Annotated in this window: 14 protein-coding genes; 12 read left to right on the top strand and 2 right to left on the bottom strand. The window is 40.5% G+C overall.

The window, feature by feature from the left end; genetic code table 11:
* Positions 1 to 204 precede the first annotated feature (204 nt).
* Complete coding sequence (gene tig / locus EXE30_RS14445) at positions 205 to 1,536, bottom strand: trigger factor (RefSeq protein WP_121928796.1); 1,332 nt, start codon at positions 1,534 to 1,536, stop codon at positions 205 to 207.
* A gap of 488 nt (positions 1,537 to 2,024) precedes the next feature.
* Between tig and EXE30_RS14440 the strand changes: the two genes are divergently transcribed.
* The 7 genes from EXE30_RS14440 (at position 2,025) to EXE30_RS14410 (ending at position 10,730) form a co-directional block, all read left to right on the top strand.
* The gene (locus tag EXE30_RS14440) at positions 2,025 to 4,271 is read left to right on the top strand and encodes a catecholate siderophore receptor Fiu (protein WP_130162999.1); all 2,247 of its coding nucleotides are present in this window, start codon (positions 2,025 to 2,027) and stop codon (positions 4,269 to 4,271) included.
* 125 nt (positions 4,272 to 4,396) lie between these two features.
* Complete coding sequence (locus tag EXE30_RS14435) at positions 4,397 to 5,080, top strand: Fe2+-dependent dioxygenase (protein WP_130162998.1); 684 nt, start codon at positions 4,397 to 4,399, stop codon at positions 5,078 to 5,080.
* Entirely contained in the window at positions 5,080 to 6,180 is a 1,101-nt protein-coding gene (locus tag EXE30_RS14430) for an alpha-hydroxy acid oxidase (RefSeq protein ID WP_130162997.1), read from the top strand. Before EXE30_RS14435 ends, EXE30_RS14430 begins: the two co-directional genes overlap by 1 nt.
* 401 nt (positions 6,181 to 6,581) lie before the next feature.
* Positions 6,582 to 8,279, top strand: coding sequence for a 2-isopropylmalate synthase (leuA, locus tag EXE30_RS14425; protein ID WP_130162996.1), 1,698 nt, complete (start codon positions 6,582 to 6,584; stop codon positions 8,277 to 8,279).
* A 113-nt stretch (positions 8,280 to 8,392) separates the two neighbouring features.
* On the top strand, positions 8,393 to 9,553 hold the full coding sequence (gene metX, locus EXE30_RS14420; RefSeq protein ID WP_130162995.1) for a homoserine O-succinyltransferase MetX: 1,161 nt from the start codon (positions 8,393 to 8,395) through the stop codon (positions 9,551 to 9,553).
* Positions 9,553 to 10,146 carry a methionine biosynthesis protein MetW gene (gene metW, locus EXE30_RS14415; RefSeq protein WP_004672910.1) on the top strand — a complete coding sequence of 198 codons (594 nt, stop codon included), beginning with the start codon at positions 9,553 to 9,555 and terminating at the stop codon, positions 10,144 to 10,146. Before metX ends, metW begins: the two co-directional genes overlap by 1 nt.
* Positions 10,143 to 10,730, top strand: a complete 588-nt coding sequence (locus tag EXE30_RS14410; protein WP_121928801.1) for a tetratricopeptide repeat protein — start codon at positions 10,143 to 10,145, stop codon at positions 10,728 to 10,730. Before metW ends, EXE30_RS14410 begins: the two co-directional genes overlap by 4 nt.
* A 203-nt stretch (positions 10,731 to 10,933) precedes the next feature.
* Here the strand turns inward: EXE30_RS14410 and EXE30_RS14405 are convergent, their stop codons facing one another.
* Entirely contained in the window at positions 10,934 to 11,146 is a 213-nt protein-coding gene (locus tag EXE30_RS14405) for a cold-shock protein (RefSeq protein ID WP_004672913.1), read from the bottom strand.
* Between the two features lie 405 nt (positions 11,147 to 11,551).
* On the opposite strand from EXE30_RS14405, the gene rdgB reads away from it, so the two are divergent.
* From rdgB to EXE30_RS14380, 5 genes are all read left to right on the top strand, one after another.
* Complete coding sequence (rdgB, locus tag EXE30_RS14400; protein ID WP_130162994.1) at positions 11,552 to 12,175, top strand: RdgB/HAM1 family non-canonical purine NTP pyrophosphatase; 624 nt, start codon at positions 11,552 to 11,554, stop codon at positions 12,173 to 12,175.
* Positions 12,176 to 12,325: 150 nt separating this feature from the next.
* The gene (gene tatA, locus EXE30_RS14395; protein ID WP_004672915.1) at positions 12,326 to 12,544 is read left to right on the top strand and encodes a Sec-independent protein translocase subunit TatA; all 219 of its coding nucleotides are present in this window, start codon (positions 12,326 to 12,328) and stop codon (positions 12,542 to 12,544) included.
* Between the two features lie 12 nt (positions 12,545 to 12,556).
* Positions 12,557 to 13,012, top strand: coding sequence for a Sec-independent protein translocase protein TatB (gene tatB / locus EXE30_RS14390; protein ID WP_130162993.1), 456 nt, complete (start codon positions 12,557 to 12,559; stop codon positions 13,010 to 13,012).
* Positions 13,009 to 13,794 (top strand): twin-arginine translocase subunit TatC, encoded by a 786-nt coding sequence (gene tatC / locus EXE30_RS14385; RefSeq protein WP_130162992.1) that lies wholly within the window; start codon positions 13,009 to 13,011, stop codon positions 13,792 to 13,794. Before tatB ends, tatC begins: the two co-directional genes overlap by 4 nt.
* 185 nt (positions 13,795 to 13,979) lie before the next feature.
* The gene (locus tag EXE30_RS14380) at positions 13,980 to 16,178 is read left to right on the top strand and encodes a PhoX family protein (protein WP_130162991.1); all 2,199 of its coding nucleotides are present in this window, start codon (positions 13,980 to 13,982) and stop codon (positions 16,176 to 16,178) included.
* Positions 16,179 to 16,227: the final 49 nt, after the last annotated feature.

Below are 16,227 nucleotides of genomic sequence, written 5' to 3'. Positions count from 1 at the left end.
GTTTACTTATTCCTAAATTATTGTGACACGATCTATGCCAACAATATGAGGGATAATCGATGAAATTGCAAAAGGTTCAATCTGAAATATTCGATTATTTAGACTAAAATCTGGCAATTTTTTGACAAATTAACACTTTCATAACATAGACAAAGACCGATAAAAAAAGGCGCTTACGCGCCTTTCTTCTCAACTCTTGATAGATTAGCCACGGCGAGCTTGTTGCTCTTTCAATAAGTCTTCATAGCTTACCGCTACTTCATTTACTTTAGCAGCTGCTAAAATATGATCAACAACTTGGTCTTCTAAAACCACAGCTTCAATTTGAGCACGTTGCTGTTTGTCAGTTTTAAAGTATTCAACAACTTCTGTTGGATCTTCATAAGAAGAAGCCATGTCATCGATATAAGCTTCTACACGTGCTTGATCAACTTCAAGTTTCGCATCAGCCATTACTTTGCTAACCAACACACCGAGTTTAACTGATTTTTCAGCTTGTTCTTTGAATAGCTCATCAGGAAGCATGCTGCTATCAAATGATTGCGCACCTTGAGCACCAAACTGTTGGGTAAACTGTTGGATCATTTGTTGACGTTGACGGTCAATTTCTTGAGCAACCATTGAAGCTGGTACTTCAATTTCGTTTGCAGCAACAAGCGCATCAAATGCAGCTTGTTTAATTTGGTTGCGAAGACCGTTACGGACTTCACGATCCATGTTCTTGCGAACATCAGCTTTTAACTTTTCTAAGCCTTCTTCTTCAGTCACACCAAAAATCTGTAAAAATTCAGCATCAATTTCAGGAAGCTTTGGTTTTTCAACTTGCTTCACTGTGATTTTGAATTGAGCAGCTTTACCAGCCAAGTTTTCAGCTTGGTAATCTTCAGGGAAAGTCACGTCAATAACTTTCTCTTCGCCTGCTTTCATGCCTACGATACCATCTTCAAAACCTGGGATCATACGACCTGAACCAAGTACCAGTTTAAAGTCTTCAGCCGTACCGCCTTCGAACTTCTCACCATCAACAGTACCTTCAAAGTCGAAAGTCACTTGCATGTCTTTCTTCGCCATACCTTTGGTTACAGCCCAAGTTTGACGTTGTTTTTGCAAGTTTTCGATCATGGTATCAACGTCTTTATCGTTGATTTCTGATGATTTACGCTCAATTTCCAAATCAGCAAAAGCTTTCACTTCAACTTCTGGATAAACTTCTACAGTTGCTTCGTAAACTAAAACATCATCTTTGTTTTCAACTTTTTCAATGTTCGGCATACCGACAGCATTGATTTTTTCTTGTTGAATTGCTTCAAAAACGGTGTCACGAATGATGTCATTCACAACTTCTTGATAAATGCCCGCGCCATATTCACGGCGTACTACATTTAAAGGCACTTTACCTGGACGGAAGCCGTTGATCTTCACAGTTTTGGCAGTGCGCTGTAAGCGAGCTTCAAACTGCTCGTTAACACGGCTCGTCGGTACAGAAACATTTAAACGACGGGCAACGCCCGAAACCGCTTCAGTCGTTACTTGCATGGCTTCCTCGATATATAGTTAGTAATAACAATTTTTTAAAGTGCCACATTATATGACAACTTTTCAGATATACAAAATCGGATACTAGAAATAGCCCATTATTTCCGTTTGACTGAAAAATTATATATTTTTCTTACCGATTATCACTATCCCCTACATCACATCAAGCATACAAAAAAATCAAAGTTTTTTATATTTTTTTATATTAAATAACAAATGCTTATTTTTATCGATCATTACTATAAAAATATACAACATCATCCATCGTTAATATCAATTTCAGTATATAAATTTAAATATCAATTACTTAAAAATAAAAATTCAGATAGCCATAAATAAAGATATTGATAACGATAATAATTATCATTAGACTTCACACCCACTGTTACACAGTTTAACAATTTATCCACTTTTACCGCATTATTCGTAAAAGTTTCACAAAGTTGCAAGTTCGGTTATTTACCACTTCAATTTCGGGGTTTCTCTCAATGGCAAAAATCAAAAGTCGTAAACACCTTGGTACTCCACAATTAGTTGCACTTGCTGCAAGCCTCCCCTTAACTGCACATGCCGCCACAGCACAGGAAAATGTTAAAAAACTTCCAACGATTGAAGTAAGAGCAGAAAACAGCTACAAAGCCGACGAGATAAGTTCGCCAAAATACACACAACCTTTAGTTGATACACCACAAACCATACAAGTCATCAAAAAAGAACTCTTACAAGAACAAGGCGCCGCTTCACTGATTGAAGCATTGCGTAATACTCCGGGAATCACGCTACAAATGGGGGAAAATGGGAACACTAGCGCAGGTGACACATTTCAAATGCGTGGTTTCTCGACCCAAACTTCAACCTATGTTGATGGTGTCCGTGATCTTGGTGCGGTCAGCCGTGATGTATTTAACTTAGAACAAATCGAAGTTGTAAAAGGTCCATCAGGTGCAGAAGCTGGTCGCGGTTCTGCATCAGGCTATATCAATTTAGTCACCAAATTACCGAAAGCTGAAAATAGCAGTGAGGTTTCAGCACGTTATAACACGGCTGAAAATGCACGTTTGACTGCTGACATCAACCAAGCAATCAATGAAAATGTAGCTATTCGCTTCAATGCAATGGGCCAAGATGGCGGTGTTGAAGGTCGAGATGTCGTTGAAAATAATGGTTGGGCTGTAGCTCCCTCGATTGCATTTGGTTTGAACACTGATACCCGTTTTTATTTGTATTCTCAGCATATTCGCCAACGTAACATCCCTGATGGTGGTATCCCAACCATTGGCATGAAAGGCTTCTATAATGCGGATGCTGAAATCAATAAAGCACCTGCTGTAGACCGATCAAACTATTATGGCAACATCAATGACTATGAAGATATTGATGCAGATATGATCACGGCGAAAATCGAAAGTGATTTTGGCGAGAACGTTCAATTTACCAATACCACTCGTTATGGTAAATCCCAGATGAACCGTGTTTTAACAGGTATTAATGCAATCGACAAAGATGGTTCAAGTGATCCAAAAAACTGGAAGATTGCGCGGTCGTATCAAGGTGTAAATCAAGAAAATAAGATCTTGGCCAATCTTTCAGCATTAAACTTCAACTTTAAAACAGGTGTAGTCGAACATGATCTCGTTGCAGGTTTAGAGTTTCTGCAAGAACAGCAAATATCCCGTACTTTAGCCACACAAATGCCAGGACAAACAACGATTACGCCTCCTCCAGCGAATTTATACAACCCAAATCACCATGATGAGATGCCAAAACTGGTTTACACAGGTGCTTATGGTAATGGCGAAACTCAAACAGCTGCAGCATATTTGTTTGACACGATTAAGTTGCTGAATAACCGACTACAGTTTAATGGTGGTGTCCGTGTGGATTATTACCATACCACCTATGATGCACTTGCTATTGCCGCGGCAACTGCGGTAGAAACCCCAACAGATTTAAAGGCTCATGACACATTAGTTAGTTGGAAACTTGGTAGCTTATTTAAACCTACCGAAAACAGCAGTGTGTATGCATCTTATGCGAAATCACTGACGCCTCCAGGAAGTGCAAACTTCAACCTATCTGATGCAACATCTGGCACTCAAGCGGCCAATAATCCACGTGGTAAGGCTCAAGAAACACATCACTATGAAATTGGTGGGAAATGGGATGTATTAAAGAATAAATTAGCATTGACGACTGCGGTTTATCACACTGAAAATGAAAACCAGTTTACAGTTGATCCAATTACGCTAGAACCAATGCAAGAAGGTAAAACACGTGTTCAAGGCGTAGAACTAGGTGTTGTTGGTCAAATTACCGATGCGTGGAACATTTCTGCGGGCGTTGCTCACATGAAAACCAAACAATTAGATCAAGCACGTATAAGCAATGGTAGCTTACTTAAAACTGATTCTGTGCGTTGGTCACCAGATTGGACTGCTTCGTTATGGACCACTTATGACATCGCTGGCTTTAAACTTGGTTTAGGCGCTCGTTATGTCGATGAACAAAAACGTGTTGTAGATGTAACAGACGCTCCAGCAAACATGCCAAAAGTCCCATCTTATGTGGTGTTTGATGCGATGGCAGGTTATAGCATCAACAAAAATGCCTCTGTAAACCTCAATGTTTATAACCTAGCGGATAAGGAATATATCAGCGCATTAAACAATGGTGGTAGCCGTTTTGTTTTAGGTCAACCTCGTTCAGCGGCCTTAACATTTAACTATAAGTTCTAAATGATTTATTTGTGTCTTTCAAATTAACCACAGGGTCTGTTAAAACATCAACTGCCCCCAAACACAGCTTGCTAGAAAAGGTATAATTTTCTAGCAGGCTGTTTCGTATTAGAAGGTTTTTAAAGATGATGTTGCATATTCCTGAACTATTGAACACGCAACAAGTCACTGAACTCCGTGAGCAACTCAAACTGCCTGAACTTTGGGTCAACGGCGCTCAAAGTGCGGGCGTACAAGCTCAACAGACCAAAAACAACTTACAAGTCGATATTCAAAGTGATTTATACCCATTGATTAGTCAGTCCGTATTAACGGCATTGCAACAAAATCTATTGCTTCGCTCTGCTGCACTTCCTCAACATATTCTAGTCCCTATGTTTAATTGCTATCAAAGTCATGGCAGTTATGGCAATCATGTCGACAGCGCCATCCAGTATTCATCTCAGACAGGCACTGCTATTCGCACCGATGTCTCGATTACCGTTTTTCTATCCGAACCTGATGAATATGAGGGTGGTGAACTGATTGTAGAGGACACTTATGGCAGCCATGAAGTCAAATTGGATGCAGGTGATGCCATTTTATATCCCTCTACCAGCCTACACCGCGTTGAGCCAGTGACTCAGGGTAGTCGCATTGCCGCATTCACATGGATTCAAAGCATGGTCAAAGATGATTGGCAACGCAACATGTTATTCAATTTGGATATGACCATCTTAAGACTCAGACAACAACTCGGGGATTCAGAAGAAGTTGTTGCGCTCACCAGTCATTATCATAATTTATTGAGACAATGGGGCACTTTATAATGTCTCAGACACCACTTGCACCTTTAAAGCAGATTCCGCCGCAGCTCCAAACCATTGCAGATTACGAATTGCAGGCACAACAACATATATCTCAGCCAGCGTGGCACTACTTACAAGGTGGTGCAATGAATGAAATTAGCGTGCAACAAAATCAATTGCAATTCCAAGATATCCAACTGATTCCTCGTCATTTAAATGACTTCACACACGCTCATACCCAACTCAATCTATTCGGTATCGATTATCCACATCCGATTTTTTTAGCACCGATTGGACATCAAGCGCTGTTTCATCCTCAAGCAGAGCAAGCCACGGCACTTGCAGCCGAAGTGATGCAAAGCAACTTTATACTCAGCAATTTAACCAATACCCACATATGTGACCTCAACAAAGAAAATCCACATAAGTGGTTTCAATTATATTGGCAAGGTGATCGAGAACGCGCTTTAGACCTGATTAAAATTGCTAAGGAAAACAACTTTAAAGCCATTGTGCTCACTGTAGACGCGCCGCATACAGGGATTCGAGATCGGGAACGTAAAATTGATTTTCGACTTCCAATAGACTTGCCCCACCCTCATCATCAAGCTCCACAACTGATTCAAACTTTAGCTGATCATCAGCATTCAATTTTTCAGGGGCTGATGAAATACGCACCAACATGGGATGATATCGCATGGTTGGTCAAGCAGACTGATTTGCCTGTGATACTGAAAGGTATCCTCCACCCTGCCGATGCGCAAAAAGCATTAGAATATGGTGTCTCAGGTCTGATCGTCTCTAATCATGGTGGACGCGTATTAGATACCACCATCCCACCGTTGATTGCGCTTGAAAAGATTCGAGCTGTCGTTCCCACAGACTATCCAGTATTATTGGATGGTGGGATTCGTCGAGGTTCGGATGTATTTAAAGCCATTGCTTTAGGCGCATCTGCGGTTTTGATTGGTCGTCCTTATATCTATGGTTTGGCAACGGCGGGAGCTTTAGGCGTTGCGCATGTGATCAAAATTTTAAAAGAAGAATTCGAAATTAGCATGGCATTGATGGGAACAGCCACCATAAAAGACATTAACCAAGATTTTATTTATCGGAAATAGTAGAAATATCGGAAAATATTTTCAATATTTTTCGATTCAGTGCAAAAATAGGAATTTTTTTTTGGTTTATTCCAATTAAAATGCTTATACACCTTTGCAGTCGCTTGTATTTTCACCTAGACTGATTTTGATTAGATGATTAATATAGCTGCAAAACCAAATAACTGATTTGAATGGTAGATAATGAAAACAAATCACGGCATTACCGATCCGTCATATACAAAACATCTCGCTGCTCTCCTGATGCTGCGCCTCGCGCGCGTATAAATCTTTTTGCCTAGTTCTTTAGGCACTCGAAACACAAATCCTCTTTAAATTGATTCTGATAGACACCATATATATTTATAGTAGGTTGCATTTAGACTAAACATGCAACCCTTGCTATAACAAGGAGTTACCTAATGATGTTGGCTGACCCAAGCAAAAAATACCGCCGTATGTACCAACGAGTGGATTTACCAGATCGTCAATGGCCGAATAATGAAATCAACCAAGCACCGATTTGGATGAGTACAGACCTTCGTGACGGTAACCAAGCGATTTTTGAACCGATGAACATGGAACAAAAATTCAAAATGTTCAATATGTTGGTCAAAATTGGCTTCAAACACATTGAAATTGGTTTTCCATCTGCATCTCAAATTGACTTCGACTTTGCTCGTAAATTAATTGAAGAAAACTTGATTCCAGATGATGTCTATATCGAAGTTTTGGTTCAAGCGCGTGATCATTTGATCGAACGTACTTTTGAAGCATTAGTCGGAGCAAAACGCGCGATTGTGCATATCTACAACTCAAACTCACCGACCTTCCGTCAAAAAGTATTGAATGTCGATGCAAACGGCGCAAAACAACTTGCGATGAATGCGGCTAATAAAGTCAAAGAATATGCTGCACAATATCCTGCGACTGAATGGGTTTTCCAATATAGTCCAGAATGTTTCTCTGCAACTGAATTAGAAGTCGCGAAAGACGTCTGCGATGCGGTTACTGAAATTTGGGAAGCATCACCAAGCAATAAAGTCATTTTGAATTTGCCTGCAACGGTCGAAGTTTCAACACCAAATGTCTATGCCGATCAAATCGAATGGATGCATCGCAACTTAGCACGTCGTGAGGGCGTGATTATCTCAGTTCACTGTCACAATGACCGTGGTTGTGGTATTGCTGCGTCAGAATTAGCGATTATGGCAGGTGCTGACCGAGTCGAAGGCTGTGTCTTTGGCAACGGTGAACGCACAGGAAATGTTGATGTTGCGGCGATGGCATTGAACATGTATAGCCAAGGTGTTGCGCCAAACTTAGATTTTTCAAATATCAATGAAATCATTGCCACTGTTGAAGAATGTACGGGCTTACCTGTGCATCCACGTCATCCATATGCAGGCGATTTGGTCTTCACAGCTTTCTCTGGTTCTCACCAAGATGCCATCAAAAAAGGCTTCGAATTCCAAAAAGACCAAGAAATGTGGGATATGCCTTACTTACCAATTGATCCGAAAGATTTAGGTCGTGACTACGATGCGGTGATTCGTGTCAACAGCCAATCAGGTAAAGGTGGTATTGCATACTTGTTAGAGTCGAATTATAACGTGGCTTTACCACGACGCGTGCAAATCGAATTTAGCCAGATCGTACAACAGTATACCGATGAAAATGAGACTGAAATCAGTGCACATCAGATTTGGCAATTATTCCAAGACACGTATGTAGATGTGAAAAACAGTCATTATCAAACTAAACATTATCAATTGTCTGATATCAATGGCAAACAAATCATTGAGTTAGATATTGAAATCGAAGGCGAAGTTCAACGTCTCCGTGGTGAAGGAAATGGTCCAATCTCTGCCATGTTAGATGCCTTACAATTACCAATCGATGTGGTGAACTACGAAGAACGTAGTATCAGTTCTGGTGCAAATGCAAAAGCACTTGCGTTGATCGAAATCCAAGTCAAAGGTACAGGTAAGAGTGCATTCGGTGCAGGCGTTCACGACAATATTGTCACCGCATCTATCGAAGCGATTATTGCATGTACCAACCGATTGATTGAGCAAGGCGTATTAACTACTGAACAGGTGGTTGCCGCAGCCATCTAAGGTATTGATGATTCAACCTATTTAAATATCGAAAAAATGACTTTTGAAAGGGTACCTGAATTGGTATCCTTTTATTATTGATTAAGAAACTTTATACAAGGCGAATCATTCTCGTGTCTTTTCCATCGGATTCAGTGGGTTTAGTCACACCACAAAAAATTTCATTTGAAGCTCCATTAGAGCTTGAGTGCGGACGGATTTTGCCTCGTTTCGACCTGATGGTTGAAACCTATGGAACACTCAATGCAGATCACTCCAATGCAATCTTAGTCTGCCATGCATTGTCAGGACATCATCATGCTGCTGGATTTCATCATGAAGATGATAAAAAAGCAGGTTGGTGGGACGGATGTATTGGACCTGGGAAAGCAATTGATACCAATCACTTTTTTGTGGTCTCTTTAAACAATATCGGTGGATGTAACGGCTCAACGGGTCCGACATCGCCAAATCCAGAAAATGAAAATCGTCCCTATGGTCCAGACTTCCCGTTAGTGACGGTTCGTGACTGGGTCAAAACCCAAGCCATGTTGTCTGATCGTTTAGGCATTGAGGTTTGGTATGCCATTATCGGTGGCTCACTCGGTGGAATGCAGGCCTTACAATGGTCTCTCGATTATCCAGATCGCCTAAAAAAATGTGCAATTATCGCCAGTGCGCCAAAGCTTTCTGCCCAAAATATTGCCTTTAATGAAGTTGCGCGCCAGTCTATTCTTTCTGATCCAGACTTCCATCATGGACGTTATTTGGAAAATGATAGCTATCCAAAACGTGGTTTGATTTTGGCTCGGATGGTCGGTCATATCACCTATCTATCTGAAGAAGCCATGAAACAAAAATTTGGTCGCGATCTAAAATCGGGCAAATTTATGTATGGTTTTGACGTTGAGTTTCAAGTCGAAAGCTACTTGCGTTATCAAGGCGAACAATTCAGTCGCAATTTTGATGCAAATACTTACTTGATTATGACCAAGGCATTGGATTATTTTGATCCCTCTCGCGAATATGAGCATTCATTAACGAAAGCGATGCGTAAACCGAAATGCCAATTTTTAGTGATTTCATTTACCACCGATTGGCGTTTTAGTCCAAGCCGATCTCAGGAAATCGTGGATGCCTTGATTGATAATCATCAGCCTGTCAGCTATTTAGATATTGATGCTGAACAAGGTCATGACTCTTTCTTGTTCCCGATTCCGCTGTATGTGAAAACATTACGCGCATTTTTAGGTGGAGAGCAGCAGTTGCAATCGACCCATTTGGAGGCAATCTAATGCGTATAGACCAACAACTGGCCGAAAAATGGATTACTCCGAATACCAGCGTGCTCGATTTGGGTTGTGGGGATGGTGAATTATTGGCTCATATGAGCAAACAACACAATATTCGCGCTTATGGCTTAGAAATTGATCAAGAAAAGATTGCAATTGCCATCAGTCGGGGGTTAAATATTATTCAACAGGACTTGAATTTAGGTTTAAGCCGGTTTGCTGACCAATCTTTTGACTCAGTGGTTATGGCACAAGCTTTGCAAGCTGTAGATGCACCAGATGTATTACTTCGTGATATGGTGCGTGTTGGCAAACAGGCGATTATTACTTTTCCGAACTTTGCGTATTGGAAGACGCGTTCTTTTCTTGCGTTAAAAGGGAAAATGCCTGTTTCGGAAGCGTTGCCTTATATGTGGTATAACACCCCGAATATTCATTTATGTACTTTCCGAGACTTCGAAGCATTATGTGCTGAGAATCGGATTAAAATTATTAATCGACTTGCCGTTAATGGTGACCAACAAGGTAGTGTGCTCAGCAAGCATATGCCGAACCTATTTGGTGAAGTCGCAATTTATCGAGTGAGCGCACTATGAAAAAGACATTTATCAGCACCTTTTTGTTTGGTCTGATCAGTATACAAGCGCATGCTGACTATGTTGCTCAACCCCAATCGGTTGCAACACAAGCAGCACGATACTCAGTGATGAGTATCGGTGAATTACAAAGCGCAGCCAAAGCTGGTCAGGCAGGAGCACAATTTTATCTCGCAACACGCTACCAATATGGTAAAGATGTTGCAAAAGATGAGAAACAAGCATTTGCGCTATTTAAAGCCGCAGCCGATAAAGGCATCTCAGCAGCTCAGCTCAATGTGGGTCGCATGTATGCAGATGGTATTGGTATCAAAAAAGATGAAGTCTTAGCGCGTAAGTATTTTGAAAAAGCGGCAAGTAATGGTGATAACCGTGCCAGCTTTAATCTTGCCATGATGGAAGAACAGAAGAAAAACTATATGGGTGCTTATCAATGGTATGAGCTTTCAACACGTGATGGCATGCTTGATACTAAAGTAATTAGCCTTTCTGAAGGTAAAAAAACAGCTTTGGCTGCAAACTTGACTCAAGAACAGATTCGTACTGCGCGTGATCGTGCTGATCGATGGATTCAAGCACAGTAATTATTATATTTTGTTGTACTAAAACCGACGGATTAATGAAGTCGGTTTTTTAATACGTGAGAAAACCTTGCAGATCAGCTCAGTTTTCCGCGGAGACCTCGCGTATGATAATAGTCTGCTGAGTATCCTTTTAGATGACTTTCTTAAATGCCAAACGTAAAAAAAGCACTATAAAGTGCTTTTTTTGAATGCTGGGTTACTTATTAAAGAGCAACGATATTCACAGCATTTGGGCCTTTTTGACCTTGAGCGATACTGAATGAAACTTGTTGGCCTTCAAACAAAGTTTTGAAACCTGAGTTTGCAATTTCGCTGAAATGAGCGAAAACGTCTGGACCTGATTCTTGTTGAATAAAACCAAAACCTTTAGTTTCGTTAAACCACTTCACTGTACCAGTAACTGTTGTAGTAGACATAATATTATCCTATTGAATTTTAACATTTTAGCCATGTTATTACGGCTAATGATAACTTTGAAAAATAATGAAGAATTGAGCTTGATATCTGTAAAAAACGAAGGATTATGACTAAAACTGCGATACTTAGAGAAGATTAACCAAAACAATAATTTTTCTAGTTAAGTGAATCATACATGAAAAAAATAAATATTCAAGTTTTTTTATATCTTATATTATCTAATTGAATAAATGATAAAAAATAAAATCAATTACTTTAACCTTTTCAATGCACTTGCACGCTTTCGGTTAAAAACATTTTTTCTCAACATCCCCAATCTCCTACTCATTAAGATAATTTAACTACTCTCATACTTAAAAAGTCACTAAAATCTTCGCTATTCAATCTAGATATTCCGATCAAACATGTCTACTCCACATTGGCTACAACACGGTAGTCTCGTCCTTGCGAGCAATAACAAAGGTAAAGTTGCCGAATTTGAGCAGCTGTTTCAGCAACTCGATCTATCCATCGACATTATTCCTCAAGGTGAACTCAATATTGAAGATGCCATTGAAGATGGTTTGAGCTTCGTTGAAAATGCCATTATCAAAGCACGTCATGCAGCAAGAATTTCTGGCAAACCAGCAATTGCAGATGACTCAGGTCTATGTGTACCGATTTTAGGCGGTGCACCTGGGATTTATTCTGCACGTTATGCAGGTGAACATGGCAACGATGCTGCTAACAATCAAAAACTGTTAGCTGATCTTAAACCATTGCGTAAAAAAGATCAGACCATTGAAGGAATGTTCGTTTGTGTGTTGGCTTTAGTCACGCATGCAGATGATCCTCTTCCACAAATTTTCCAAGGGATTTGGAAAGGTGAGATTCTAGAAGCCGCACGTGGTGAAAATGGTTTTGGTTATGACCCATTATTCTGGGTATCTGAACTGCAGCTTTCCAGTGCAGAACTCAGCAAAATAGAGAAAAATAAAATCAGCCATCGTGGTCAAGCGATGCAACTTTTTAAAGCGAGCCTACGCTAATATTGACAGGAGCCCGAAACATATATTCGGGCTTCTTTCTTTTTATAAAAATCATCCCTCTGTTCATTGTCTTAAAATTGCAATATTAGTGTCACACCGCTGTCATGCCAAACTGTTGAGATATAACCAAAGTTTTATAGGAATATGGTTATGGCTGGTTTATCAATTTGGCATGTACTTATTTTTGCAGTAGTGGTTATTTTACTGTTCGGTACATCAAAGCTTAAGAACTTAGGTAAAGATGTTGGTGGGGCTGTGAAAGATTTTAAAAAATCGATCAAAGAAGACGAAGAAGCCACAACTGCTCTAAATGAACCTCGTACCATTGATGCTCAAGTCAAAAGTACTGAAAGCTCAATAAAAAGCTAAGCGAGCGCCATTATGCTGAATTTGGGAATGTCCGAACTGCTTGCGTTCGGCATTATTGCTTTACTGGTACTCGGGCCTGATAAGCTACCTGAAGCCGCTCGTTTTGTGGGGAAATGGTATGCAAAAATTAAGCGTCTGGTCAGTAACGTTCAAAATGATATCGATCGTGAATTACGCTTGTCTGAGCTACGTGAACAAATGCAAAAAGAAATGCAACGTATCGCTGAACTTGAGCAAAAGATGCAAGCTCAGATGACCTCATTTGAACACCAAAAAGTCTCTTTAGAAGATGAACCTCAAACTGCGGTATCCAAAAACAATCGCACACCACTTCATTACCATTATTTATTACATCCAGTGGCATGCGTTTATCTACCGAAGTTTGCACTCTTACACATGGCATCTCCGACTCCGCATTCACAATTTGATTTAACCTCTTCAACTCCTGAATTAAAGGTGGCGGTATGAGTTCACCATCAAGTTCTCCATTAACCCAAACCACTTTGGGGAATGATGATCAAGACGCTAAGCTTGAAGAAATGCCGATAACCAAGCATCTCATGATTTTGCGTCGACATTTATTTAAAATGGTTGCCGCAATACTGGTTCTGTTTTTCTGTTTGTTGCCTTTTGCAAATCGGACCTACCAAATACTTTCAGAGCCGCTAAGAGCGCAGTTACCCGTCAACTCATCCATGATTGCGACCGATGTCACCGCGACATTTATGGCACCCTTTAAATTGAATTTCTTTGTCGCACTGATGCTGGTTATGCCCTTTATCATTTATCAAATTTGGTCCTATGCCAAACCTGCACTGTATGAAAAAGAAAAATCATTGGCTCTGCCCTTATTGATTAGTAGCATTGCTTTGTTTTATATCGGTATTGCGTTTGCGTATTTCATCGCCTTGCCTTCTATTTTGCATTTCTTTATCAGTGTCTCGCCTGAAACCGTAGCACCAATGACAGACATCAACAGTTATTTGGCTTTTTGTTTGAAGCTATTTATCGTGTTTGGTCTAACTTTTGAAATTCCAGTGATTACCTTATTGCTTATTTTAATTGGTGTAGTCACTACCCAAAGTCTGATCGAGAAACGGCGCTTTATTATTGTAGGTTGCTTCTTTGTCTCCATGTTTGTTACGCCGCCTGATGCCATTTCTATGATTATGTTGGCTGTACCGATGTGGTTACTTTTTGAATTGGGCTTATTCTTTGGAAGAATCATCGAAAAAAGAAAAGAAGTATAATTTCCGTTGTATAAAAACAAGTGGTTTTCCAAACAGGTCCTAGACCTGTTTTTTTTGACCAAATTTTAAATTATTAATTGATTTTTAATGTATTTGTCACATAAGTGTCAAGGCAACGTCACAATTTCAATCTAAGTTAAAGGCGGGAAATTTTTTTAATGCACTTATAAACTTAGGATGATTCCATGACACAGCTGACGCCATATCATGAAGACCAAGAACTGGATAATAACACTTCGGCTAATATCCATTTCCGTGACATTTTAGAACAACATATTAGTCGCCGTAGCCTCATCACCAAAACAGCAAGCGGCGCTGTCGCATTGACATTGGCATCAACATTAACCGGCTGTAATGATAGCGATAATAAAAATAACAATTCCGGTGGCGGCACAACAACGCCTGTTGATCCTAATAAAAAACCAGAAAAACTTAATTTCACCGCTGTACCAAAAAATCTTAACGATATTGTCACCGTACCAGAAGACTATCAAGCAGATGTGATTTATGCCTTAGGTGATTCAATTAATCCAAGTTATGCAGAATGGGATGACAACAGTATTCCATCAGGACCAAGCTTTCAGTTCCGTTCAGGTGACTGCCATGATGGTATGAGCTATTTTGGATTAAATACTGCAACTGGTCGTTATGATGAACAACAATCTAATGATGGCTTGTTAGTCCTCAACCACGAATATATCAACCCAACATTCTTGCATCCTCAAGGTCCAACCAAAGTAGATGGTCGCCGTCCAGAAGATGAAGTGATTCGTGAAGTAAATGCACATGGTGTCTCAATCATTCATGTTAAAAAAGATACCAAAACTCAAAAGGTTGAATTGGTAAAAAACTCTGTGTACAACCGTCGTATCACAGGTTCAACCTTGATGGAATTTGCTGGTCCTGCGGCAGGTAATGCACTATTAGCAACCAAGTTCTCACCATCAGGAGTACAAACACGCGGCACGCATAACAACTGCGGTAATGGTTATACGCCGTGGGGAACCTACCTCACAACTGAAGAAAACTTTATTGGTTATTTTGCACGTAGCGCAACTGATGATGCAGCACGTCGCCCAGAAGAAATCGTGGCACTTCAACGTTATGGTTTGAAAGCAGGTTCTAGTACTCGTTATGGCTGGGAAACAGCACTCGGACAAGTGGACTCACAAGACCTATATGATCGCTGGAATGCTGATGTAAAAGCAGAACAAGCAGCACAAGACTATCGTAATGCACCAAACACCTTTGGTTGGATGGTGGAAATTGATCCATTTGATAATCGCCAAGCCCCTGTAAAACGTACTGCTCTAGGACGTTTTGCTCATGAAGACTGCCGTACCAGTCGCGTTATTGAAGGTGAAAATCTAGCCTTTTATATGGGTGATGACTCACGTGGTGAATATATCTATAAATTTGTTTCCGATGCGAAATGGGATCCAAAAGATGTAAATGGTGGCTATCGCGCTGGCGATAAGTACATGAATGCTGGAAAGTTTTATGTTGCTAAATTCAATAATGATGGTACTGGTCAATGGGTTGAGCTTAGCTATGGTAAAAATGGCTTAAATGAAAGCAATGCAGCGTACCCATTTAAATCTCAAGCGGATGTGGTGACCTTTGCTCGTCTGGCAGCGGACTCAGTAGGCGCAACCAAGATGGATCGCCCAGAATGGTGTGCAGTCAACCCAGTCAATGGTGAAGTGTATGTGACACTGACCAACAACTCAAATCGTGGTTCAAGCTATCCAACCGATGCCGCTAACCCGCGTCATTATGAAGACTTGAAAAACAACGAAAAAGTACAAAAAGGGAACGTTAACGGTCATATTATCCGTTTCCGTGAAGCAGATGATAAAACTACGGCTGAAAGCTTTAAGTGGGATATCTACTTATTTGGTGCGGAAGCAGCCATGGCAGCCAATATCAACCTTTCTGGCTTGACAGATCAAAATGACTTCTCATCACCAGATGGTATGTGGTTCGACCCTCGTGGCGTGCTTTGGATTCAGACTGATGACGGCGCTTATACTGATGTCACTAACTGTATGATGCTTGCAGCGCTACCAGGTCAAGTTAGTGATGGTAGTAAAGCTACAACCTCGAATGGAACTGAAACCATTGTCGGTGCCAAAGTGAATGATGAAAATCTACGTCGATTCCTTACAGGTCCTAAAGAGTGTGAAATCACGGGTGTTACCATGACGCCTGACTACAAAGCCATTTTCATTAATGTACAACATCCAGGTGAAGACTCTAAGAGTTATGCTGCACCAACCAGTAATTGGCCTGCGACCCAAACTAATCCAAATAATACAACTGCTCGCCCGCGCTCAGCAACGGTGGTAATCACACGTAAAGACGGTGGTGTGATTGCTGGCTAATCGCCAACCTCACCCAACAAACATTACAATGCCAACCTTCGGGTTGGCA

Source organism: Acinetobacter halotolerans, assembly GCF_004208515.1.
GTDB lineage: Bacteria > Pseudomonadota > Gammaproteobacteria > Pseudomonadales > Moraxellaceae > Acinetobacter > Acinetobacter halotolerans.
The sequence above is the reverse complement of the archived record's forward strand: the minus strand, read 5'-3'. Positions and strand labels throughout refer to the sequence as shown.